We start from the raw sequence: 22,124 nt of genomic DNA, 5'->3' as shown, positions 1-22,124 counted from the left end.
GGTCCGGGCGCCCCTCCGTATCGCCCATCCCTATCCGATCGGCACACGATCAGCAGAGGAGGGGACCCATGTCCCCATCATCCCATCCCGCACTCCCCGCTCCGCCGCCTCCGGCGACGGTCGTTCTGTCCGACGGCGCCCTGCGCCTGTCCGGCTGGACTCTCACCGAACTGGAGCCCGACTACTACGGCAGGGTGTTCATGCGCCTGGCCGGCCAGGTGGCCGAGGCCCCGAGGGTCGGCCAGACCACGAACCACATGGCCGACGCGCGCCTGCCCGGCCTCGTGAGCCCGGCCCCGATCAACGTCCAGGTCGCAGTACACGCGGCCGGGGATCACTGGACGGTGGAGATCGAATGGCTCCCCGCCCCGCCCGTGACGGTGTTCACCAGGACGTATTCGGTGAACGGCGCGCCCGTGGATCTCACCGTGCCGCAGGTCGACGCTGTCGGCCGGGAGTGGCAGTGGACCGGGGGAGCCGACGAACGCGGGGTGCCGGTGATGGCCGACGAGACGCTGTCTCTGTGCGCCCTGGATGAGCTGCATGAACTGCGTGGGCCGCTGATCCCGGCGCCCCGCCCGCCCCGGCCCTCGGCCGGGACCGGCGCCGCTCAGGTGACACCGCCCGCCGATCCGCCGGCCCCCGCGTCCGCGCGCGTGCACGTGCCGTCGCTGTACGCGCGGTCGCTCGCCCGTCTCGGCCGGGGCGGTGCCCGATGACCCTGGATCTGAGCGTTGCTGGTGTGCAGGGGACCTACCTGGGCTGGGACCTCCCCGCACACCGCGCGGGGTGCGAGCGCACGGAGTGGACCGTGGATCTCCGTACGGAGCACGGCGCCTACCGGCACCCCATCCAGGGCCGCCCGCATGACTGCCCGAACGAGCACTGCGACCACAGCACCACACTCACGCGCGTGGTGGTCCGTCTCCTGTGCGCGGACTGCGGCACGGTGGAGACGATTGACGCCGCCGACCCGCTCCGGGAGCGGACCACCACGGCCCGTGGCGGGTACGGCATGAACCCGCGCCCGATGTACGGCCTGTACCTGTACCCGGGTGCCCCCTGGCTCGACTTCGGCCGCCGGGGCACCCCCACCCCCCATGACTACCTGGTCACGACCACGATCGTGGACCGCCTTGAAGCTGAACACGTGGTCGGGCAGATCACGCAGGCCCTCGGGAAGCGGGGCGCGGTGCGGTGGTCCGCGACCGCGCTGCCCCGGCCGGACGGCCCGATCCTGGGGCACGGAGCGCTGCGGTGGTCCGCGCTCCGGGAGGGGATCTCCTCGGTCGGGTCGGCCGCGAAGTGGATCCGCCGCCAGGTCGACGCCGCGGCGGGCGGTGACACCGCATGACCACCCCGCCCACGGCCACGCCGCCGTACGACGAGCAGCTGCTGTCCTTCCTGCGCCAGTCGGTTGCCGATTTCCAGTGGATGCCGGGTGCCGGGACTCGGCCCCGCCCGCTGGACCCCGAAAGCCTGGTGAAGCATCTGGCGCGCGCGCTTTCCGGCCGCCCGGCGGTGGTGTTCCGCGCGGAGCACCACGGTTTCCCCGTCGGCCGGTACAAAACCCGCGCGGCCGCGCAGGCGCACATCGAGCACCTGCTGATCCGCGATGGCGGGGAGTCGGTGCGGGAGCGGATCGTGTGGTCCGCCCCGCCCTCGGAGGATGAGGCGGTGCCGGTCTGGGACGTGTCCCTGCGGAACGCTGCCGGGTCTCCGGTCCCGACCGGCCACATGGTCCTCGCCATCCCCGTGGACGCGGAGTTTGTCCCGGACACGGACCCCATTCCGGTCCCGGTGCCGTTCGTGCTGACGGAGTATGCCGGTGCCGTGCTGGCGGGGAAGGACACCCGCGCGTCGGGCGAGTCCACCCCGCCCGCGCCGGCGCAGGTGTTCCTCGTCGGGCATATCGCGGATGAGATCCCGGTCCAGTACGGGACGGAGGCCGAGGCCCGCGCGCACGCGGAGACTGCCGCGTCCGCCGCGTACCCGGACACCACGGCGGTGCTGTGGAACTGGGTCGGCTGTGACGGCGGACTCAGCGAGCTGGTGTCCACGGCCGACGGTGGACCGGAGCGGTCCACCGGATACGTCGTGGTCACGAAAACCCACACGGACTCCGAGCCGGGACGGGACGGTGCCTGGTAATGGCCGTGGCCGCTCTTCTCCTTGTTCTGATGGGGGCCGCCGGATGGGCCACTGTGTCCGGCGCGGACCCCGTAGCGGTGACCGGGGTGGTTGTCTCCGTCCCCGTCATCCTCTGGGCACTGGCCGCCGGATGCGCCCGGGCCACCCGGTGGGACCCTTGCGCCGCCGCCGGGCGCGCCCGGGCCTGGATTGCCGCCCGGTGGTGGGTGCTGGTCCCGCCGCGCCCCTACCGGCCGCGTCGTCTCTCGGCGCTGCGCCGCAGGCCGCTGTGATGGCCGGCTGGATGCCCTGGCTGGTGATCAGTCAGTGGGCCACCGGGCTCATCGTCCACGCCATCGCCGTCGTCCTGGCCGTGGTGCTCCTCGGCCGGTGGGCCGGGCGCGCGGCCGCCGCCGTGTGGCGCAGGTGCGGGCGCACTCCGGCCCCGCCGGGCCACCGGGCGGACGACGCACCCGGCGCCCGGGCCGTCTGAGCTGCCGGTGGGCGGGCGATGACACCCCCATCCCTCTCCCGCCCACCGGCCACCCCTACTTCCTCTTTTCCTGCCTGTCTGGAGTTCCGAATGCAGCCCAAGACCCTCGCCCGCCCGTGGCATGTCACCCTGACCGACTCCGCCCGCGCCCTCGGGGAGAGCGCGGAGGAGTACCGCCGGGCCATTCAGGCCGGGGTGGTCCTTCAGCTGTCCGTTTCCCCGCTCCTGCGGAACGTGATCACGGGCCAGGCCGGGGCGCTGCAGGCCAACGGCCGCCCCCACCCGTTCCATCCTCACGAGCAGTCGATTTTCCGTCTGGACCGGGCGTACGGACAGCAGACCGGCGAGATCCGCGGGTGGTATGCCGATGCGGCGCTCCTCTACGCCTCCGGTGTGGCGTGGGCGATCCGCGAGGTACAGGCCGGCCGGACACCGGACGTCGTCTGTTTCCCCACGGACCCGGCCGGGCACCGTGTGGAACACGACCGGATGGACGTGGACCCGGGGCGGGCGAGCACCGCTCCGCTGATCGCCGCGGCCTATCAGCGGCTGACGGCCTGCACGGACGCTGCCGGTGTGATGCTGCCCCACTGGCAGCGGGAGGGTCTGGCCGGTCGTCAGGCCCGTGACAGGAACGCCGGGCTCAACATGGCCGGAGATATCGCGGATGCCGCGTACGCCTACGGCCGCACGATCGAGGGCCTGCTCCGCTCCGTGATCCGGGACGCCAACGCGGCCGCGGCCGCCCCGGCGCCGGCCCCGGCCGGGGAGTCCGGCTGATGGGCGGGTCTGCGGCGGGCCGGTCCGCCTCGCCCGCTCAGTACACGTGGAACCGCGGCATGGCGGGCCGGGCCCGGCCCGGGCAGCCCGTACAGGGCCCGGGCGGGTGCGACACCCCCGGGTGCGGCAGTCCGGCGACGCGCCGGGAGCGGCCCGCCGGATGGGTACGGACCCGCGTGTACGGATCGACGGAGCCCGCCACCGACTGGTGTTCCGGCCAGTGCGCGCACCACGGCATCGCGCTTGCGGAGCTCCGTGTCACCCGGCCCGCCCCGGACCCGGGCCCGTGATCCGGCGGCCCGCCCCGACCCCGTCCCGGGGCGGGCCGCCATGACCAGCCCTGGCCGGTGGCCACCCCGCGACGCGTTCTTCGGCCTGTACATCGACGCCGGTCACAGCCTCCGGGGCGGTGTCTGGCTGCGGCCGCCGCACGCGGAGCTGATCTGCCGCGCCGGATGCGAGCACTACGCCTCCGGCGCGGCCGAGGTGATCCGGTTCCTGGCCACCCTGCACACCCTGCACGACCCGCCCCCGCCGGGGGCAGCACATGAGAGGACCCCCGATGGCCCCTGACTCGCTCACTCCGCCCCCTTCGGTTTTGCAGCCCTGCTCCCCGGAGCCCTGGCACTACCTGGATGTGTCCGGGGATCAGCTCTGGATCAGCGGCAACGTGAGCCCTCCCGGGCCGGTGCTGGTGGTCCAGGCCGAGCAGGACCGTCACGACCCGGAGACCGGGGAGGACCGGACCGAGGACGCGACGGTGCACGTCCGCCTGGACGACGTGGCCGAGCTGGTGGACGCGATCCACGCCGCCGCCGCACACACGGGCGGCAGCAGCTCGTTCTTCCTGCCCACCGTGACCTACACCTCCCCTCCGTGGCGGTTCCAGTGCGCCGGGATCACCGTCTCGCCCCACTCCGGCCGCCGGGTGGCGATCGGGTGGGCCACACTCGGCTCCGGGGCGCCCTTCCTTCAGACGATGCCGGAGGAGGAGTGGGCACGCGGCTGGACCCGGGTCCCGGCGGACACGGCGCCCGAGGGCGGTGTGTCCCGGTGACCCGGCGGCCGACACCGCTGGACATGGCGAACCGGCGCAACCCCGCCCCTGCCCCCGCCCCGGCTCCCGTGCGGCGTACACCGCCCCGCGGCCGTGTCCGTGTCCCGGCCCCGGCCGACATAGTGCGGACCACCCTCGGGGCCGTGGTTCCGGCCGGCCCCGCATGGCCCGACATTCACGGCGGCGGTCTGCCGTTCCGCCAGGTGTGGGAGCGCGGCATCACCCGCACCCCGCTCACCGCCCACACCCGCCTCGTCGCCCTGGCCCTGGCCACGCACGCGGACTACACCACCGGCACCATCCCGGAGCCGGTGCAGCCCTACCTGGACGGTCTGTCGGCGGCGACCGGCCTGGAGGCTGGCCGCGTCGTGGTCGCCCTCAACGTCCTCCAGGCCCGGATGTGGATCCGCCGCACCCACCGTGAGGAACGCCCGTACGAACAGACCGTCCTGGAGCTCACGGTGCCCGCGCCGCTCCTCCCGGCGCTCTGCCGGCCGTCCGCGCGCGAGATGACCCTCACCGCCCGCCGGGCCGGGGCCGATACCCCGCCCGCCACCGCCTGACCCGCCCCCCCTTTACAGAGAGAGGTTGTCCCGTATGTCCGCCGCCGCAGCACTCGCCGCCCCTGTGGCCGGCGTGCGCCCGGGCGGCGGACTGCGGTACAACCAGCCCCGGCGCCGCAGCGCCCAGACCGTGTGGGTTCCGGAGCAGATCTACCGCGGCGCGCACTACTGCGACGAGGCCGTTGCCGTCTACATCAAGGTCGCCGCGCTGGATGCCCGCCGGTCCTGGCTGTACGCCCGTCCCGACGAGCCGCCGTGCACCGCCTCGGTCGCCGAGCTCGCCGGGATGCTGGGCATGTCCGTGTCCGCGGTCGAGCGCGGCCTGCGTCCGCTCAACGGACCGGCGCCGGACGGCGGTATGTCGTGGATCAGCACCCGGCGCCGTACCCACCGCGGGGGTCTCGGCCGCACCGCGGAACGCCGCGCCCGCCTGACCACCACGGCGGAGCCCGGGATAGAGGTGCCCGTGCGGCTGGCGGACGCGCTCCCGGTGCGCCGTCTGCGCGCGTGGCTGCACCTCGCCCGCGCCACTGACCTGCGCATACCCGTGACCGCGGCCGAGCTCGCGGGGGAGCTGCGCCACCACACCGGGAAGCGCGCCGGGGAAACGCTCTCCGCCCGGGCCGGGCTGCGGCTGATGGACGACCTGGAGGCGGGCGGCTGGATCGCCCTTGACCGGCGCGCCGGCTACCAGGGCCGCCACCTCGTCACCGTGAACCGCACCCCGTTGCGCACCGCCGGGGCGCCCGCGGCCGCCTCGCCCGGTCCGGTCATTCATGACGGGTCCGGCCCGGCCGATCATGACGGTTCCCTCACGTCTAAGGAAGACACCAGCTCTCCCACTGACGGGGTTTCGCGGGGGGTTGATTCTGGATCCCGCCGTAGGCGTCTGCGGGTGGTAGAGGGTGCACAGCCTGTGGATAACCCGGTTCCGGGCACGTTCCGCGCCGCGGGTGGCCGGGGCACAGGCGGCGGCTACAGCCGGAGCCCGCAGGACGGTTCCGGTGCGACGCTGACCGCCCGTGAGTGGGAACTCCTCGGCCCGGTACGGCATCTGCTGTCCGGCGCGACCGGGTGGGAGACCGCCCGGATCCAGACGGAGATCCGCCGACAGCTGGCGGCCGGCGCCGGGGCGCGGCGCATCACGCAGCGCCTGCAGCGCCGGTACGCCGCCCTGCACATCGGCGAGATTCATGACCCGGTCCGGTGGGTTCTGGGCGTCGGTCTTCCCCGGGTGCCCCGCACGTGGCGGGGCTGCGGTCTGGACGTGTGTGAGGACGGGACGATCTGGCACACCGGCCATGAGTGCGGCGTGTGCGCGGATATCGCGGCCGCCGCCCGTGCCGCGGCCGCGCGGGATTCCGCCGGCGACACCCCGCCCGAGCCCGAGCTCGACCCCGCACCCGAACCGGCCGCGCCGGAGCCGGAGCGGATGTTCGTCGCCGTGCCGCCGGACGCGGCGGCCGGGCCGGAGCCGCCGCCGCTCACCCGCCGGGAGCGCCTGGCCCTGCGGGAGCACGCCACCCCGGCCGAGGTGCGGGCCGCGATCCGCCAGTGGGGCCGGTCCGCCGCCGGACACCTCTACGGCCTGACACGCACCGCTGCCGCCATCACCGCCATGGAGAACGGAGAACACGATGCTGAGTGAGTACGACGTCGTCGCGTGCCGACGGTGCCGGGCACCGATCTGGTGGGCCGTCACGGCCGCCAAACACCGCCAGGCCGTGAACGCGGTCCCGGTGGACGCGGAGCCGGACCCGGCCGGGCGTCTGGCGCTGTACCGGGACGACACCGGCCGCCTCCGGGTCCGCACCCTCACAAAGGAGCGGGCGGAGCTCGAACACGCCGAGGTCCGGGGCATGGCACACGCCGCCACCTGCGGCCGGCCCACGGCCCCGGTCGCGGTCGCGGAGCCGGAGCCGGAGGCGGCGGCCTCGGCCGGGCGCCTGGTCCCGGACTACATCGTGGACATCCCGATCCGCTGGCACAGGTAGGAGTTCGAGTGACGCCCCGCGTGTTGCTGCCCACCGGACCCGGTGCCGTGCCGGACGCGATCGCCGCCGTCATCGCCGCGGCCGCGGAGACCGCGTGGGCCGAGCGACCCCCGGCCGCACCCGAGCCGGACGCCGCGTACTGGACCGCCGTCGGCCACGCCGTGCTCCCGGAGCTGCGCCGGGCCGGATGGCGCATCACCCCACCACCACCGCGTGAGGAGAACCCGATATGAGCACGCCGCCCGACGATGGTGTGCCCGACGGCTACTTCGCCATCCTGGATCCGGCCGACCCCGCCGTGATGACGTACTGGCGCGTCACCGCCGGACGCGTCACGCCCTGGCCGAGGAAGGCATGGTGGGGCCCCGCCCGGCCCCTGAAGCGCGATGCTCCGGCCGGCATGGAGGAGCGCATCGCGTGGATGCGGTCCTGGCAGACCGCCTACCGGGCATGGGCCGCGACCGTCCACCAGCTGCTCGCCGCGGACCCGGGTCCGGCGCGGCGCCGGTTCGCGGAGCTGACGACCCGCTGCTGCGACTGCGGCCGTGTCCTGCACGACGAGACGTCCAAGACCCTCGGCATCGGCCCGGACTGCCGCGACGGGATCAGCCCCGCCGCACTCGCCGCGCTTTTCGCCCCGGCGGTGTCCGCCGCCCACGCCGCGCAGGCCGACACCCCTGTGACCCGTACGGAGAGTTCCCGATGACCGGACTGCCGCTCTGCCCCGGGTGCCGCACCCGTACGCGCCGGCCCGGCGCCTATCTGTGCTCCCCGTGCTGGGGCGCTCTCTCCCCGGCCGCCCGCGGTCGTTTGTCCGAGCGCGGCCCGCGGGCCCTGGCACGCCTGAGGGCTCTTCATGCCGCCCTGGTCGACGGCGTCGCCCTGGGACAGATCCGGATCCGCCCGTGACGATCCTGCGCACCGTGCTGTGTGACCGGGCCTGGCGCTACGGCTCCTGCGGCGCCCGGCACGTCACCGCCGCCCCGACCGACGCCGAGGCCCTGGCCGAGGCCGCCGCCCGCGGATGGGCGGTCGGCACCGGCCCTGGTGCTCTGTGCCCGGTCCACTCCGGCCGCACCCCCACCCGGCCCGCTCCCGTCCGCCCCTCCGAAAGGGCTCACCGTGATTGACCGTGTTGATCTTCTGTTCACGGCCGGGTGCTTCGCCGTCGGCTTCCTCGGCTCCTGGACGGGTGACCGCGCGGCGCGGCACCGGCCCGCCCGGACACAGGACTGTCCCTCCGGGGAGTGCGGCGACCGGACCGTGTTCCCCATCGGCGGCCGGTCGGCCGAGTGCGTGCTGCGCTCCCGGCACCCGGGCTCCCATGCGGACGGGCGCGGCAACACCTGGACCCGCATCACCACCGGCGCCGCCCCCGCCCGGTGGGCCATCTGCCTCGCGTGCGGGGCCTGTGTGCCGTCCACGCACATCGACAAGCACCACCAGCGGGAGCACGGCCCGGGGGCCGGCTGGTGACCGCCGCCCGCTCCCCGCCGCCGCGCGGACCTGAACACCCTCCCCACCACACAGATCGCATTCCACCTCTGCCGAAAGGTCCCCATGTCCTTCACACGCCTGACTGATCTGAACAGGGTCCTGAACCGGGCCGCCCGCGCCGTAGCGGTCATGTACGCGGCCGTCGCGGTCCTGTGCGCCGTACAGGCCGTTCCCCTTTTCCGCAGCGGTGACGGCGCCGGCTGGCCGTGGCTGGTAGCGGCCCTGGGCTGGTCCCTGGGCGGCGGGATGTGGGCCGCGTCCAGCTTCCGGACGGGGGCCGGGAGATGACCGTGGACACTGTGCTGGCGTGCCTGGGCGCGTCCGTCCTCGTCGGCATCCTCGCGGGCCGGGCCGGCGCCATGTGGGCCATCCGGTCCTCCGACCGCCGGCGGGCGCTGCGCGAGGAGCGGGCGGCCCGCCCCTACCCCGGCCGGACCTGGGCGCAGGACACCGCGGCGATCGCCGCGGCGACGCTCGACTCCCCTTGCTGTGAGCGGTGGTGGGTTTCCGTGGGCGCCGAACACCACCCCGAGTGCCGGTCCGCTCCGCGCCGCAGGGACCACGGTCATGGGTGAGCAGACGGTGTTCCACCGGGCCGACGGAGTGACCCTGTACGCGGCGGACTGCATGGATGTGCTGCCGACGCTGCCGGACGCGTCCGTCACGGCGGTCGTCACCGATCCGCCGTACGAACTCCGCTTCATGGGCAACGCCTGGGACTCCACCGGCATCGCCTACGACCCGCGGGTGTGGGCGCAGTGCCTGCGCGTCCTCACCCCGGGCGGGCACCTCGCCGCGTTCGGGGCCGCCCGTACGTACCACCGGATGACGGTCGCGATCGAAGACGCCGGGTTCGAGATCCGCGACGGTCTGATGTGGCTGTACGGGGGCGGGTTCCCGAAATCGGTGGACGTCTCGCGGGCGATCGACAAGCGGGCCGGCGCCCGCCGCGCGCAGGTCCCCACAGCGGGCGGCCTTCACAGGAACCGGACGCTGAACGCGCCGGGGGCCGGATGGGCGAAGCTGGGCGCGGCGGAGCCGGAGATGGACGGCCCGGACCCGGTGACCGGTGACGCGGCGCGGTGGCAGGGGTGGGGAACCGCCCTGAAGCCAGGCCATGAGCCGATCGTCCTGGCCCGCAAGCCGTTCCCGGGCGCGGTCGCCGCCACCGTTTTGGAACACGGCACCGGCGCCCTGAACGTGGACGCGTGCCGGGTGGGTACGGAGTCGCGGGTACTGGCCGCGGGCCAAGGCCACGCCCCGGGCGGAGTGGGCCTGAACATGTCCGTGCAGGGCCGGCCCGGCCGGGCGGAGGCGAAAACGGTGACCGGCCGGTGGCCGCCGAATGTGGTCCTGTCACACTCGCCGCTCCTCGATGAGTGGGGGGATCCGGTCGGGGACGCCTGCGCGGCCGGGTGTGTGCCCGGGTGCCCGGTCGCGGCCCTGGACGGCCAGAGCTCCGCACGGCCCGCCGGCGGCGAGCCGCGCGTGATCGTGAATCAAGCCTCGGGCGCGGACCGCGCGGGCAACCGGGGTGCGGCCTGGGGCACGGAGTCCCGTCCGGCCGGTTCCGTGACCGGGGTCGACCGGAGGGACGGCGGCGGACCATCGCGGTTCTTCCCCAACTTCCGGTATGAGGGAAAGGCGCCCGCTCGGGAGCGTCCGCGGCTTCCGGACGGCACGGCGCACCCCACGGTGAAACCCCTTGAGCTGATGCGGTGGCTGGTCCGCCTGATCGCCCCGCCCGGCGGCACCGTCCTGGACCCGTTCGCCGGGTCCGGGACGACGCTCCAGGCGTGCCTCAGTGAAGGCTTCGACGTGATCGGGATCGAGCGGCATGGGCCGTTCGCGGACCTGTGCCGAGTCCGCCTGGAGCGGCCCATCGCCCCCGTCATCGGCGGCACCTGACCCGGACAGCACGAAGGGGCGCCCCTACCGTCTGGCCAGACCGGGACGCCCCACGCGGTGTGATCACCCTACGCACCTCAGGAGACACCCGCCATGAGCAACAACACCGTCACCACCACGGCGGCCGCCGATCTGCAGCACGTCATCCACGCGTGGCCGCTGCTGCGCGCGCTCCTGGACACGTCCGGCCCGGACACGTGGCCGCCGCAGCGCGCGGGGGCCGAGTACCTGCGCGCCCTGGACCGGCAGGACGCCGCCGACGCCGCGGCCGGGGCACTCCACCCGCAGACGCTGACGACCGGCCGCCACGAGAACGGATCCATCGCGTACTGGTGCGCGTTCTGCGAGCACCACGGCGGCGGGGCGCACACGCACCCGGTGCGCCCGGACCGCGACCCGGACCAGCTGGGCGAGCGGCCGGCGCCGATCCGGCTCCATGTCCACGACACCATGCGCACCATCGACATCGGCCTGTCCCGGTGCGCCGGCGACATTGCCGCCGTCTCGCAGCGCCCCCCGTCCATGGTGCTGGTCCCGCCCGTGCCGGGCTGGTCCGCCGCCGAGGTCCGCCACCAGGGCGAGATGATGGCCGCCCGGGACGCGGCGGACCCGTCCCGGTGGCGCGGCGGGATCCGCCCCGCCCCGGACGCCGCCGCGTGGCTCCTCGCCCGCGTGTACGAGCACCCGGGGCCGTTCCGGCCGCTCGACGACGACCAGCTGCTGCGCGTCGCCCGCCACGCCCAGGACGCCCGGCAGCGCATCGACCGGATGACCGGGTCCGCGGTACGGTCCGCGCTCATGGACGGCCGCCCGTGCCCGTGGTGCGCCGGAGATCTGTGGATGCACGTCACCCCGACGGAGACGAGCGTCACCTGCGCGGCCGTCCCCGGCACCTGCGCCGCGCCGGTGGGGTACGACGCGGACCGGCACGCCCGTGTCTGGTCCACCCCGGCCGAGCTCGCCGCCCTGGAGCGCGCCCTGTCCGCGGCCGAGGCCGCCCGCCGGGAGGAGCGGGACCGGGTCCGCACGGCGGAGGCACGCCGCCTGGTGCGGGCCGCGGAGAGGGAACGGCGTGCCCGGGCGTAGGCGCCCGCGCGCGCCGGCCTGCTACGGCTCCGGGTCCGGGTCCGGGTCCGGGCCGGGGTCCAGATCGGTGCGGCGGCCCTGCGTGATCCCGGCCTGGCGGGCCGCCCAATACGCGTCGAACCACGCGACGGGATACCGGGGCCGGGACGACCCGGGTTTGAACACCGGCTGTGGCCACCTTTGGCCGGGATTGGCCGCCAGGCGGTGGATGAGTGTCCGTGACCGGCCGGCGCGGCGCGCGAGCTCCGGAATGGTCGCCGTCTCGGGCTCCTCCGCGGCCGCCGCCGGGTCGTTCGGTTCGGTCATGACGCGATCCTCTCCCGAAGTGTGGACAATGTCCACACTTCATGGTTACGGTCGTACAGCAGCACAGAGCCCCGGCGGGAGCGGCTACTCCCACCGGGGCGAGACCCCTCCCGCTACGACACGACAAGGGGCCCGCCATGGAGCCTACCGACCCGCAGTCCACCCCCTCGTCCGCCGCCATCGCCGCCGAACAGGCACCCGCGCTCCTCGCCGCGATCCGCCTGCGCCTCACCACCACCCGGCCCCACCGGCAGATGACCGACGACCGACGGCGCGCGCTCGCCCTCACCTACGCCACCGACGCCGCCGGATACCTCACCAACGCGTCCGCCGCACTCGAACGCGCTCTCCTCGCCGCCATGCCGCCCGTCCAGCACAACACCCCGATCACCCGCGCCGCGTACGCCAAGACCATCCACACCACCGGAGCCTGACCCATCCCACCCCGGCCGGGCCCGCTCCCACACCGCGGGCCCGGCCCCCTACCGGAGGCACCCGTGCTCCGCCAGCACCTCACCGCCTGGGCCGTCCACTACCCCTGGCACACCGCCGCCCTCACCGCCGGCGCCCTGGTCCTCACCGCCACCGTGCTCTGGTGGGCCATCCACACCATCCGTACCTGGACCTGGCCCCCCGGCTCCGTCCTCACCGCCGCCGCCGGCGCCGCCGTCTGCACCCTCTACAGCGGCGACACCTCATGGCGATTCGCCGAAACCGGCCTCGGCATGATCAACACCACCGAACGCATCACCATGTTCGCGGCCGGCGAGCTCGCGCTCCTCGCCTGCGCCGTCATGGCCCGCGCCACCAAACGCGCCACCACCACCGAAACCACGGCCGGCTCCCCCGGAGTCCCCGGAGTCCTCGTCTGGATCATCACCGCCGTCCAGGTCATCCCCTGCTACGCCACCTCGGGCATCCTCGGCGGCACCGTCCGCGCCACCTTCGGGCCCGTCATGGCCGCACTGCTGTGGCACCTCGCCATGGGCCTGGAAATCCGTGTCAGCCGACCCGCCGCCCTCTCCACCGGCCTGGCCGCCGTCCTCGCCCGCGAACTCCGCCAACGACTCCTCTCACACCTCGGTATCGCCGCCCCCGACCGCACCGCCGCCCAGATCACCCGCGACCGCGCCACCGCCCGCGCCGTACGCCTCGCCGCCCGCCCCCGCCTCCACACCTGGGGCCAGCAGCGCCTGGCCGCCGCCGTCACCCGCTCCGGCGCCGCCACCAACCCCGCCCAACGCCACCAACTGCTCCAGGAACTTGCCGCCCGCCGCTCCGCACCCCAGCTCGCGACCATCGCCCTCCCCTCCCCCTGGACCGCGCCCGACCCCGCCCCGGACCACTCCGGAACGCTCCTCGCCACCGCCGGCGCCCACCTGCGCACCCTCCACCCCATGGACGCCATCACGCACGTACACGCGTCCCAACCAACCGCCACCCCAGAGGAGATCGCCTCCATCACCACCGCCCACGGCGTACCCGTATCCCCGACGCAAGTCGGTATCGCGCTCCGCGCCACCACACGGACCGACACCACCACGGCGACCCCCGACGACTTCGCCGAACTCCTGAACCGCGCACGCGACCTTCCCAACCCCACCATCCGCACCCTGCGCAGCACCCTGCGCATCGGACAGCGCAAAGCCGAGGCCATCCGCGACGCACTGAACACGCCCGCCCCGGACCCCGACCCCATCCGCGAAACCGGCCATCAGCTCACCCTCACAGACGGGACCATCACCCCATGAACACACCCTCGTTCCCCACGGACGTACCGCACGCCGCCTACGCAAAAGCGATCATGACCGCTCTGGGCAACCTGGCCGACCCGGACAGCTGGGCCGAATTCTCCTCCGACAACGGCGAGGTGATGCTCATGGAAATCGTCATCACCATCGACCCCGCCCGCGCCGCCGCCGCAGGCTGGCACCACGGACTCATCCTCATCTGGGACCAGACCATGGGATGGGAATGGGCCTACAAGACGGCACAGGACGGCCGGAACAGCGAACCGCGGGTCCTGGTGTACGGCCCCCCGGTCATCGACCCCGTCCACATCCGCGACGCCGTCGACATGCTCCTCTCCTCCGGGGGCGAACGGATCCCCACCGGCAAAGGCCCGCGGCAGGGACTCACCGCCACCCTGACTCCCGCACTGATCAAGGCCATGGAAGACGGTGACATCGACCGCCAGGCCGCGCTCGACCTGGCCGTCTACGCCACCCCCTGACCAGCCCCACCACCCTGTCCGCAGCCCGGCGAGTTGACGGCCGGCGGACAGGTGTCGCATCCTGGGGTCCGACCGGCGTGCCCGGAAACAGACGTCAGACGAAAGGCCCCCTCACCACGAGGGGGCCTTTCGCCGTTCCCGGCCCGCCCCACCACTCCGCCGGCCCGGGAGGCCCCGTGCACCTGCACATCACCCACGGAACCCGTTCCGTCACCATCACCACCGACCACCACGAGAACCGTGACCAGCTGGGCGCGTACGCACTCCGGCTCCTCTACGCCACCCCGGAAACCCCCGCCACGGACACCACCAACGCCCAGGCCCCGCAGGATCCCGCCCTGGACACCCTGGAGTCCACACCGGTCTGGCTGACGGCCGATGACGTGCACCGGACGCAGACACAGCAGGACATGAGAGAGAGCGCGTACGCGGCGCTCATCCGGGAACTGCTGCCGCCTCCGGTGGCCACCGCCCCGGCTGACGTCCTCCCGGCGGACACTCCCCGCCCGCCGCAGGCACCCGCGCCGATCTGGTGACCCGCCACCCCGCCTGGAGCCGACCGTGCGTCTCTACCTGACCGACGGCACCCGCACCGTTGACATCCGCGCCCACGACCGCACCCCCCTCGCCGACCTGGAGAGCACGGCCCACCGCCTTCTCACCGCGCTCCGCCCCGACCCGGACGAACCGCCGAACCCGATCGGATTCGCCGGCGCCCGCAGGATCGTTGACCTGTACTCGGGTGTCAGCCTGAGCAGCGACACCGAACGCGCTCCCGACCCGGACGACGAGTACGACCCGGACGACGACGAGTGAGCGGCGGATGGGAGGGCAGCAACAGGCGGGCCGAGCTCCCTCCGAACTGGTACAGCGAGATCCGCCCGGAAGTCCTCCGCCGCGACCGGCGCCGATGCCAGTGGCCGCAGCCCGCCGGCGGAATCTGCGGAGCACACGCCAACCAGGTGGACCACATCGGCGACGGCGACGACCACCGCCCCGCCAACCTCCAGGCCCTGTGCGAGACATGCCACCGCCGCAAAACCTCGGCTCAGGGCAACACGGCCCGGTGGGCGGAGCGCGCCCGGCGCCCTCCGGAACGTCATCCCGGATTCATCGACCCGCCCTGAACATCCCGCCCGGCGCCCGGCAAGGGGGTGGGGGAGGACTCCCTCCCCCACCCCCTTGCCTGCCCGGGAGGTGCTGCGGGCCGCAACTTGTACGGGTCTGGGGATTTCAGCCCCGGGGACCGTCCTGGGCGCCCCTGAGGCCGCCCACGGGGCATTCGCCAGGGTGATTCGGTCCCCCGGAGGCAATGCCCGCCAGAATGCCACCGAATGCCCCACCCAATGCGCCGAATGCAGCGAATGTGCAGGTCAGAGCCCTGTAACCGTTACATCTGCGGTATCATGGGGGCATGACGACGCGCACCTGCGAGCACTGCACCGGCCCCATGCCGCTCATGGCGCGCGCCCATGCCCGGTACTGCTCCGGGAAATGCCGCGTCGCCGCCCACCGGAGGCGCCGGACCATTCCCGCGGAGCTCACCGCCCGCCCGCGGTGGATCCGCCACACCGCCCGCAAGGTCCCGCTCACCGTGGCCGGCGCTCCGGCGAGTGTCACCGACCCGGCCCACTGGTCCCGCCGGCGGGACGCCGCGGCGAGCACCGCCGGCGCCGGGGCCGGGTTCGTCCTGAACGGCGACGGCATCATCTGCATCGACCTGGATCACGCGCTCGACACCGACGGGTCCCCGCTGCCGTGGGCGCAGAACATCCTCACCGCGGCGGCCGGCACCTGGGTTGAGGTGTCCCGGTCCGGCCGCGGACTCCACATCTGGGGCCACGGAACCCTCCCCGGCGGCGACGGCCGCCGCATCCCGGTCGGCACCGGCTCCGCGGAGCTGTACGCCACCGGCCGCTACATCGCCGTCACCGGGCGCACGTTCGGCGACACGCCGACCCGCCTCGGCGACGTGCAACCCCTCATTGACGCACTGCTGTAGACGCCCGACACGGGCGCGCGGCAGCGCACCCGACACGGGAGACACAGCAATGACCCGAATCCAGATACTCGAACTCCCCCAGGGCGACAACGACGACCGGCCCCCGTTCGTCCTCGTCGTGGACGACTACACCCCCACCCGCCACGTCACCGCGGCGGGGCAGCACCTGCGCCTCCGCGACGACCTGAATGCCGTCGCACGACAGATCGGCGCGGCAGGCGTCCTGACATTCGCTGAGATGGTGGAGATCCCCGCGAACGAAGTGCCGGTGGGGCCCGACGGGTACCCGGTCCGGCTCGCGGTGGAATGGGACCTCGGAGACCTCGGGTCCCAGGTGGAGGCGCAGACACGCGAGGCACGCGCCCGTGAGCGCACGGCCGACCGCGTCCGCGAGGAACTGCACTTTCAGGGGCACCAGTTCGGCGGGCCCGGGTTCACCGATCCGATGCGGTGCTCTGTCTGCCACGTTGACCAGACGCGGTGGATGCGCCTCGCCAGCACGTACTCCCCGTGCCCCGGTGTACCGCAGGACTACGTGTACGACGAGGCCGAGGACCACCCGCTCATGGTGCAGGCGGTGCGCGATCGTCTGTTCAACGGCCACCGGTTCGGCGAGCCGGGGTTCAGCGATCCGGCGCGGTGCTCCCGATGCCACACCGCCCGGCGCACTCCGGAGCTCCCCCACACGTACGCGATGCCGTGCCCCGGTGTACCGCAGGATCAGGAGGAAGACCAGGCGGCCATGGCCCAGGCTTTCAGCGACCGCCTGTTCAACGGCCACAGCTTCTCCGGGACGCCGCTCCGGTGCTCCCGCTGCCAAACCGACAAGAGCGACGCGGAGAGGTCGTCCGGAACGTACTTCCTGTGCCCCGCTGCCCCGCAAGCCATTCTCGACCACGTTTTCAAGGCGCACAGCTTCGGTGGGCCCGGATTCCGTGACCCGATCAGGTGCTCACGCTGCCACACCGCCCGGCGTACTCCGGAACTGCTGCACACGTACGCGCCGTGCCCGGGTGTGCCGCCGGTGACCGGCTGATGGCCGGGACACGGTCCGCCCTGCGCAGGATCGCGGTCCGGCTCGGGTTGTGGTGGTTCCGGCGGCCCGCTCTTGTACGGGGCGTGGGCCTGCGGACCGAGGGGGACTCGATCGTCGTCTCCGTACGCCGCGGTGGTGAGTGGCGGGACGTGATCACGGAGCCGTGGACGATCCGCGCCGACGACGGCTCGATCGGGCACAGCGTGACGGCCGGAGGGATCCGGGCCCTGACCCGGGAAGGGGTGATCTGACATGGCGGGTATGGGGCCGGCGCCGAAACCGGAGGGGAGACGCGCGCGCCGGAACAAGGACACGGTGCCGCAAACGATTCTCCGGTGGGAGCAGGCCGATGCGCCGGAGCTCCCGGACTTCCGGATCGAGCGGGACGGTGAGCTGGTCGACTACATATGGCCGGAGCGCACCCGGGAGTGGTGGGCCGTGTGGGCCGAGTCTCCGCAGGCGGAGCATTTCGGCACAACGGATTGGCAAGTTCTGATGGAAACCGCGCTGGTGCACGCGCGGCTGTGGAGCGGTGACCTCACGGTTGCGGCCGAGCTCCGCCTGAGGGTGGCGGCGTTCGGCGCGACCCCGGCCGACCGGGCCCGGCTGCGGATGGTGTTCGCGGAGGCGGACGGCCTGGACGGCGGGCGGGGAGCCTCCGGCGCGCCGACGGCCCGGGAGGTGTACGGGAATCTCCGGATGATGCCCGGCGGGGGCGGGGGTGGGGCGCGTGATGCCGCCGCGGGGTCCTGAGCACGGTGAGCGGCCCGCCCTGGGGCGGTCCGTCCTGGGGCGGTCCGTCCTGGACTGGATGCGGGCGCACCTCGCCCCGCCCGGCCAGGACGCGCCCGGGCCGTTCGCCCTGACAGAGGAGCAGACCCGGTTCCTGCTGGCGCACTTCGAGCCGGACCCGGTCACCGGGCGCCGGATCATCCGGCGCGTTGTTCTCGCCCGTCCGCGCGGATGGGCGATGCCCGCCGGCGGGGGCGGCGGTCAGGAACGAGGCGGAGGGGCGTAGCACCCCATCGGCGCCCGGGGTCCGCGCGGTGAGCGGGCCCGGCGCGGGAGTGGGGGCGCGTGATGCCGTGGCGGGGTCCTGAGTACGAGGGTGAGCGGCCCACCCTGGGGTGGTACGTCCTGGACTGGATGCGCGTCTATCTGGCGCAGCCCGGCCGGGACGACTACGCGCCGTTCACGCCGACACACGAGCAGGCCGAGTTCCTGCTCGGGTACTACGAACTGGATCCGGTCACCGGTCACCGGATCATCCGGCGCGGTGTCCTGTCCCGTCCCCGAGGGTGGGGGAAGTCGCCGTTCGTGGCGGCGATCGCGCTCGCGGAGGCGTGCGCCGATGTGGTAGCGGACGGATGGGACGCGGACGGGGAACCCGTCGGCCGGCCGTGGTCCTCCCGCCTCACCCCGAAAGTCAGGATCGCGGCGACCACGGAGGCGCAGACCTCCAACACGTGGCATCCGCTCCTGGAGATGGCCAAGGGCGGCTCCCTGGCCGGGGAGTACGGCCTGGAGGTGCTGGACACGGTGATCTATCTCCCCCGGGGAGAGATCACCGCCATCACCAGCTCCGGCGACTCGATCAAGGGCGACCCGGCCGTGTTCGCGTCGCTGGATCAGACGGAGACCTGGCGCGACGGCAACGGCGGCACAAGGCTCGCCAAAACCTTGCGGTTCAACGCGGGCAAGCTCGGCGGGTCGCTGATCGAGACACCGAACGCCTACACCCCGGGCGAGGAGTCGGTGGCGGAGCGGTCCGCGGCCGCGTACCTGGCGATCCGGGAGGGCCGCTCCCGCGCGACCGGCATCCTGGTGGACCACCGCGAGGCGCCCGGGACGACGGACCTGGACGACGAGGCGTCGCTGATCGCCGGGCTGCGGTACGCGTACGGATGCTCCTCCGGGCACCCCGACGGCTGCGTACTGCACACCCCGCCGTGCGCGCCGGGCTGGTCCCCCATCGGCCGCCTGGCCGCCGATTTCGCCGACACGTCCAACGAAGTCCAGGATCTGCGGGCCGACTACCTCAACCAGATCACTCACGCGGCTGACGCATGGCTGGCGCAGCCGGAAGTGCGTGCGGTCATCTCCGGTGCGCGGCCGCAGCCCGGTGACCGCATCACCCTCGGCTTCGACGGCTCCCGGAAGCGGGAGCGCGGCATCACGGACGCCACCGCGCTCATCGGGTGCCGCCTGAGCGACGGTCTCCTGTTCACCATCCGGGTGTGGGAGGCACCGGACGGCAAAGCGGGTGAGAAGTGGGCGGTTCCGGTCCTGGAGGTGCTGGCCGAGGTCGCCTCCGCGTTCGCCACGTACGACGTCGTCGGGTTCTACGCCGACCCCGCCAAATGGGAGTCCCACATCGCGGACTGGGAGGCGACATACGGGCCGCGGCTCAAGGTGAAATCCAGCCGTCAGCACCCGGTCGAGTGGTGGATGACCGGCGGCCGCGCCGTCCTGATCGTCCGCACACTCAAGGCGTTCCACACCGCCCTGGTGGAGCGGGAACTCACGCTGGACGGGTCGGCGGTCCTGATCCGGCATCTGTGCAACGCACGCCGCCGTGAGACCCGGTCCGGGCTGCAGATCATGAAGGCCACCCCCGACTCCCCGCACAAGATCGATGCGGCCGTCGCCGCGGTGCTGGCGTGGCAGTGCCGGCGGGACGCCATCGCCCAGGGCGTGGCCGTGGTGGAGGAGCCGATGGCCGGGTTCACATTCTGAGAAGGGAGGGGAGGGGCCGTGCTGGATGAGACACCCGAGGCCGACAACCCCGATTACTGGCTGCTCAGGCTCGGCCGGGCCAAACGGAAACGCAACGGGCAGCACGCGCAGTGGTGGTCCTACTACAAGGGTGTGCCGCCGCTGCCCGCGCTCCCGAAGAACGCGCAGGAAGGGTTCATGGAGTTTCAGCGCAAGGCACGCACGAACGTCGCCGCGCTGATCGCCAACTCCTCCGTGCACCGGATCACCGCGCTCGGGGTGCTGGACGCGAACGGGAACCCGGACGATGTGGCGATGCGGTGGTGGCAGCACAACCGGCTCGACTCCCGGCAGAAACTGCTGTGGCGCCTGGCCATGTCACTCGGCACCGGCTACATGATGGTCGGACCCCACCCCACCCGCCGCGAGGAGAACGGCCGGCCCTCCCCGCTGATCACGGTGGAACACCCCCGGGACTGCATCCTGGAGACCGACCCGGAGACCGGTGAGCCGCGGGTGGGCCTCAAGACGAAATTCGACGAGATCAGCGGGTACGGGTTCGCCCGGATCCTGTACGACGACACGTCGTACCCGTACCGGACGGTGAGGCCGGTCGGGTCGGGTGCTCTGTCGTGGGGCCCGGACAACTGGCAGTACATCGGCCCGGGGGACAACGGCGAACCGCATGATCTGCGCCGGATGCCCATGGTCGAGTTCGCGCGGATGCCCGACCTGGGCGAGGAGCCCGAGCCGGAGTTCGCCGGCGTCATGGATGTGCAGGACCGCATCAATCTGGGCGTCCTCAACCGCATGGCCGCCAGCAGGTACAGCGGGTTCCGCCAGAAGTGGATCAAGGGTCACAAGTTCGCCAAAAGGACCAACCCGGTCACGGGGGCGATCGAGCTGTTGGAACAGCCGTTCATCCCGTCCCCGTCCGCGGTGTGGGCGAGCGAGGGAGAGAACGCCCAGTTCGGGCAGCTGGACGCCACCGACCTGACCGGCTTCCTGAAGGAACACGCCTCCGATGTGCGAGACGCCCTGATCCTGTCCCAGACCCCCGCGTACTACTACGCCGGCGACCTGATCAACATCGGCATGGACACCATCGGGGCGCTGGACATCCTGCACGTGGCCAAATGCCGCGAGCACATCACCACCTTCGGAGAGTCCACGGAGGCGGTACTGGAACTCGCCGCCGCGCAGGCCGGTGTGCCCGAGGACTACTCCCTGGCCGAGGTGCGGTGGGCCGACCCGGCCCACATCAGCCTTGCCGTCAAGGCCGACGCCGCCACGAAACTCGGCTCCGTCGGATACCCGCTCGAAGTGATCGCGGAGAAGATGGGCGAAAGCCCGGCCATGGTCCGCCGCATCACCGCGGCTGCGGCCGCGCGGGACCTCATGGCGGCCGCGGTCCTCCCCACACCCGGAACCACCGGGGCAGGCACAGGCGTCCCGGCGGGCACCGGGAACACCGGTGGCTGAGGCATTCCAGGCCGCCCTCACCGACCGGTACACCACTCTCACGCAGCTGCTGCGCGAGCGGCTGATGGCATTTGTGCAGGCCGCGTTCACGGGCATGGCCGCGTACCGTGACGCGGACGCCGCGGCGTTCACCGCCCAGGTGCTTCCCGTGGTCCTCGGCGCACAGTCGCAGATGGGCGCGCTCACCGACGCCTACCTCACCGCCATGGTCGCGGACATGCTCGGCACGCCCGTTCCGGCGGCCGGAGTGGTGCTGCCCGAGGCGCTCCGCGGCACCCCGCCGCAGGAGGTGTACGGGCGGCCGTTCGTCACCGTCCGCGCCGCCATCGGGGCCGGGGCCGATCTGCCGGCGGCGATTGCCCAGGGGCAAGTCCGGCTGCGGTCCATCACGGAGACGGATATGCAACTGGCCCGGACTCAGTCGGCCCGTCAGTCCATGAGCCGCGGCGGGGTGCGGTTCTACCGGCGCCGGATGACCGGCACCGGGGGCTGCGCCCTGTGCACCATCGCCTCTACTCAGCGCTACCGGGTCGCGGATCTAATGCCGATCCACCCCGGATGCCACTGCCGCCCCGAACCGCTGCCGGGAAACCGTGACCCCGGCCAGGTCATCGATGAGCAGCTGCTGAAAGACGCGCACGACGCGATCGCGCGGGACCTCGGGGAATCCGACCGGGGCGGCCGGGCCCCGGACTACCGGGACGTCATCATCACCCGCGAACACGGCGAACTCGGCCCCCTACTGGCCGTCCGCCGGCAGAACTTCACCGGCCCCGGGGACATCCCGCAGACCGCGTGACCACCGCGCCGCACGGCGCACCCCCACCCACACCCTCACCCGA

The 22,124-nt window shown here is 73.2% G+C and carries 35 protein-coding genes; 34 read left to right on the top strand and 1 reads right to left on the bottom strand.

Annotated features, from left to right (window positions below; all coding sequences use genetic code 11):
* Positions 1-68 precede the first annotated feature (68 nt).
* The 20 genes from AAFN69_RS21110 (at position 69) to AAFN69_RS21015 (ending at position 11,508) form a co-directional block, all read left to right on the top strand.
* Positions 69-719 (top strand): phiSA1p31-related protein, encoded by a 651-nt coding sequence (locus AAFN69_RS21110; protein WP_347730168.1) that lies wholly within the window; start codon positions 69-71, stop codon positions 717-719.
* Positions 716-1,354, top strand: coding sequence for a hypothetical protein (locus AAFN69_RS21105; RefSeq protein WP_347730167.1), 639 nt, complete (start codon positions 716-718; stop codon positions 1,352-1,354). The genes AAFN69_RS21110 and AAFN69_RS21105 overlap by 4 nt, the downstream gene beginning before the upstream one ends.
* The gene (locus AAFN69_RS21100; protein WP_347730166.1) at positions 1,351-2,151 is read left to right on the top strand and encodes a hypothetical protein; all 801 of its coding nucleotides are present in this window, start codon (positions 1,351-1,353) and stop codon (positions 2,149-2,151) included. Before AAFN69_RS21105 ends, AAFN69_RS21100 begins: the two co-directional genes overlap by 4 nt.
* A gap of 77 nt (positions 2,152-2,228) precedes the next feature.
* Positions 2,229-2,423, top strand: coding sequence for a hypothetical protein (locus AAFN69_RS21095; RefSeq protein WP_347730165.1), 195 nt, complete (start codon positions 2,229-2,231; stop codon positions 2,421-2,423).
* Positions 2,423-2,623: a hypothetical protein gene (locus tag AAFN69_RS21090; protein ID WP_347730164.1), complete on the top strand. Its 201-nt coding sequence runs from the start codon at positions 2,423-2,425 to the stop codon at positions 2,621-2,623. Before AAFN69_RS21095 ends, AAFN69_RS21090 begins: the two co-directional genes overlap by 1 nt.
* A 90-nt stretch (positions 2,624-2,713) precedes the next feature.
* Positions 2,714-3,403, top strand: a complete 690-nt coding sequence (locus tag AAFN69_RS21085) for a hypothetical protein (RefSeq protein ID WP_347730163.1) — start codon at positions 2,714-2,716, stop codon at positions 3,401-3,403.
* A 330-nt stretch (positions 3,404-3,733) separates the two neighbouring features.
* Positions 3,734-3,976: a hypothetical protein gene (locus tag AAFN69_RS21080; protein ID WP_347730162.1), complete on the top strand. Its 243-nt coding sequence runs from the start codon at positions 3,734-3,736 to the stop codon at positions 3,974-3,976.
* The gene (locus AAFN69_RS21075; RefSeq protein ID WP_347730161.1) at positions 3,966-4,460 is read left to right on the top strand and encodes a hypothetical protein; all 495 of its coding nucleotides are present in this window, start codon (positions 3,966-3,968) and stop codon (positions 4,458-4,460) included. Before AAFN69_RS21080 ends, AAFN69_RS21075 begins: the two co-directional genes overlap by 11 nt.
* A 143-nt stretch (positions 4,461-4,603) precedes the next feature.
* Positions 4,604-5,023, top strand: coding sequence for a hypothetical protein (locus tag AAFN69_RS21070; RefSeq protein ID WP_347730160.1), 420 nt, complete (start codon positions 4,604-4,606; stop codon positions 5,021-5,023).
* Positions 5,024-5,057: 34 nt separating this feature from the next.
* Positions 5,058-6,671 carry a hypothetical protein gene (locus AAFN69_RS21065; RefSeq protein WP_347730159.1) on the top strand — a complete coding sequence of 538 codons (1,614 nt, stop codon included), beginning with the start codon at positions 5,058-5,060 and terminating at the stop codon, positions 6,669-6,671.
* A complete protein-coding gene (locus AAFN69_RS21060; protein WP_347730158.1) occupies positions 6,661-7,017 on the top strand; it encodes a hypothetical protein in 357 nt (118 codons plus the stop codon). Before AAFN69_RS21065 ends, AAFN69_RS21060 begins: the two co-directional genes overlap by 11 nt.
* Before the next feature lie 8 nt (positions 7,018-7,025).
* Entirely contained in the window at positions 7,026-7,250 is a 225-nt protein-coding gene (locus tag AAFN69_RS21055) for a hypothetical protein (protein WP_347730157.1), read from the top strand.
* The gene (locus AAFN69_RS21050) at positions 7,247-7,723 is read left to right on the top strand and encodes a DUF6011 domain-containing protein (protein WP_347730156.1); all 477 of its coding nucleotides are present in this window, start codon (positions 7,247-7,249) and stop codon (positions 7,721-7,723) included. Before AAFN69_RS21055 ends, AAFN69_RS21050 begins: the two co-directional genes overlap by 4 nt.
* Positions 7,720-7,926 (top strand): hypothetical protein, encoded by a 207-nt coding sequence (locus AAFN69_RS21045; protein WP_347730155.1) that lies wholly within the window; start codon positions 7,720-7,722, stop codon positions 7,924-7,926. Before AAFN69_RS21050 ends, AAFN69_RS21045 begins: the two co-directional genes overlap by 4 nt.
* Positions 7,923-8,147, top strand: coding sequence for a hypothetical protein (locus AAFN69_RS21040; protein ID WP_347730154.1), 225 nt, complete (start codon positions 7,923-7,925; stop codon positions 8,145-8,147). The genes AAFN69_RS21045 and AAFN69_RS21040 overlap by 4 nt, the downstream gene beginning before the upstream one ends.
* Positions 8,140-8,493 carry a hypothetical protein gene (locus tag AAFN69_RS21035; protein WP_347730153.1) on the top strand — a complete coding sequence of 118 codons (354 nt, stop codon included), beginning with the start codon at positions 8,140-8,142 and terminating at the stop codon, positions 8,491-8,493. Before AAFN69_RS21040 ends, AAFN69_RS21035 begins: the two co-directional genes overlap by 8 nt.
* 84 nt (positions 8,494-8,577) lie before the next feature.
* Positions 8,578-8,802, top strand: a complete 225-nt coding sequence (locus tag AAFN69_RS21030; RefSeq protein WP_347730152.1) for a hypothetical protein — start codon at positions 8,578-8,580, stop codon at positions 8,800-8,802.
* Between the two features lie 2 nt (positions 8,803-8,804).
* On the top strand, positions 8,805-9,089 hold the full coding sequence (locus AAFN69_RS21025; RefSeq protein WP_347730150.1) for a hypothetical protein: 285 nt from the start codon (positions 8,805-8,807) through the stop codon (positions 9,087-9,089).
* Positions 9,082-10,422 carry a DNA methyltransferase gene (locus AAFN69_RS21020; protein ID WP_347730149.1) on the top strand — a complete coding sequence of 447 codons (1,341 nt, stop codon included), beginning with the start codon at positions 9,082-9,084 and terminating at the stop codon, positions 10,420-10,422. Before AAFN69_RS21025 ends, AAFN69_RS21020 begins: the two co-directional genes overlap by 8 nt.
* A gap of 93 nt (positions 10,423-10,515) precedes the next feature.
* A complete protein-coding gene (locus AAFN69_RS21015) occupies positions 10,516-11,508 on the top strand; it encodes a hypothetical protein (RefSeq protein ID WP_347730148.1) in 993 nt (330 codons plus the stop codon).
* Between the two features lie 21 nt (positions 11,509-11,529).
* Here the strand turns inward: AAFN69_RS21015 and AAFN69_RS21010 are convergent, their stop codons facing one another.
* Positions 11,530-11,814 (bottom strand): hypothetical protein, encoded by a 285-nt coding sequence (locus AAFN69_RS21010; RefSeq protein ID WP_347730147.1) that lies wholly within the window; start codon positions 11,812-11,814, stop codon positions 11,530-11,532.
* A 137-nt stretch (positions 11,815-11,951) separates the two neighbouring features.
* Between AAFN69_RS21010 and AAFN69_RS21005 the strand changes: the two genes are divergently transcribed.
* The 14 genes from AAFN69_RS21005 (at position 11,952) to AAFN69_RS20940 (ending at position 22,081) form a co-directional block, all read left to right on the top strand.
* Positions 11,952-12,248 carry a hypothetical protein gene (locus AAFN69_RS21005; protein ID WP_347730146.1) on the top strand — a complete coding sequence of 99 codons (297 nt, stop codon included), beginning with the start codon at positions 11,952-11,954 and terminating at the stop codon, positions 12,246-12,248.
* A gap of 63 nt (positions 12,249-12,311) precedes the next feature.
* Positions 12,312-13,565 (top strand): hypothetical protein, encoded by a 1,254-nt coding sequence (locus AAFN69_RS21000; RefSeq protein ID WP_347730145.1) that lies wholly within the window; start codon positions 12,312-12,314, stop codon positions 13,563-13,565.
* Positions 13,562-14,047, top strand: coding sequence for a hypothetical protein (locus tag AAFN69_RS20995; RefSeq protein WP_347730144.1), 486 nt, complete (start codon positions 13,562-13,564; stop codon positions 14,045-14,047). Before AAFN69_RS21000 ends, AAFN69_RS20995 begins: the two co-directional genes overlap by 4 nt.
* 176 nt (positions 14,048-14,223) lie before the next feature.
* The gene (locus AAFN69_RS20990; protein ID WP_347730143.1) at positions 14,224-14,583 is read left to right on the top strand and encodes a hypothetical protein; all 360 of its coding nucleotides are present in this window, start codon (positions 14,224-14,226) and stop codon (positions 14,581-14,583) included.
* A gap of 25 nt (positions 14,584-14,608) precedes the next feature.
* Entirely contained in the window at positions 14,609-14,863 is a 255-nt protein-coding gene (locus AAFN69_RS20985; protein ID WP_347730142.1) for a hypothetical protein, read from the top strand.
* On the top strand, positions 14,860-15,174 hold the full coding sequence (locus AAFN69_RS20980; RefSeq protein ID WP_347730141.1) for an HNH endonuclease signature motif containing protein: 315 nt from the start codon (positions 14,860-14,862) through the stop codon (positions 15,172-15,174). The genes AAFN69_RS20985 and AAFN69_RS20980 overlap by 4 nt, the downstream gene beginning before the upstream one ends.
* A 287-nt stretch (positions 15,175-15,461) precedes the next feature.
* A complete protein-coding gene (locus tag AAFN69_RS20975; protein WP_347730140.1) occupies positions 15,462-16,049 on the top strand; it encodes a DNA primase in 588 nt (195 codons plus the stop codon).
* Between the two features lie 49 nt (positions 16,050-16,098).
* Positions 16,099-17,085, top strand: a complete 987-nt coding sequence (locus AAFN69_RS20970) for a hypothetical protein (RefSeq protein ID WP_347730139.1) — start codon at positions 16,099-16,101, stop codon at positions 17,083-17,085.
* Entirely contained in the window at positions 17,085-17,336 is a 252-nt protein-coding gene (locus AAFN69_RS20965) for a hypothetical protein (RefSeq protein ID WP_347730138.1), read from the top strand. The genes AAFN69_RS20970 and AAFN69_RS20965 overlap by 1 nt, the downstream gene beginning before the upstream one ends.
* Positions 17,337-17,400: 64 nt before the next feature.
* Entirely contained in the window at positions 17,401-17,838 is a 438-nt protein-coding gene (locus AAFN69_RS20960; RefSeq protein ID WP_347730137.1) for a hypothetical protein, read from the top strand.
* Entirely contained in the window at positions 17,819-18,103 is a 285-nt protein-coding gene (locus AAFN69_RS20955; RefSeq protein ID WP_347730136.1) for a hypothetical protein, read from the top strand. The genes AAFN69_RS20960 and AAFN69_RS20955 overlap by 20 nt, the downstream gene beginning before the upstream one ends.
* 62 nt (positions 18,104-18,165) lie before the next feature.
* Entirely contained in the window at positions 18,166-19,821 is a 1,656-nt protein-coding gene (locus AAFN69_RS20950; RefSeq protein WP_347730135.1) for a terminase, read from the top strand.
* An 18-nt stretch (positions 19,822-19,839) separates the two neighbouring features.
* Positions 19,840-21,282 carry a phage portal protein gene (locus tag AAFN69_RS20945; protein ID WP_347730134.1) on the top strand — a complete coding sequence of 481 codons (1,443 nt, stop codon included), beginning with the start codon at positions 19,840-19,842 and terminating at the stop codon, positions 21,280-21,282.
* On the top strand, positions 21,275-22,081 hold the full coding sequence (locus tag AAFN69_RS20940) for a hypothetical protein (protein ID WP_347730133.1): 807 nt from the start codon (positions 21,275-21,277) through the stop codon (positions 22,079-22,081). The genes AAFN69_RS20945 and AAFN69_RS20940 overlap by 8 nt, the downstream gene beginning before the upstream one ends.
* Positions 22,082-22,124 lie beyond the last annotated feature (43 nt).

The sequence above is a fragment of the Streptomyces sp. CAU 1734 genome, from assembly GCF_039888735.1.
In the GTDB taxonomy this organism is placed as follows: domain Bacteria; phylum Actinomycetota; class Actinomycetes; order Streptomycetales; family Streptomycetaceae; genus Streptomyces.
This window is presented reverse-complemented; position numbering and strand designations above follow the sequence as displayed.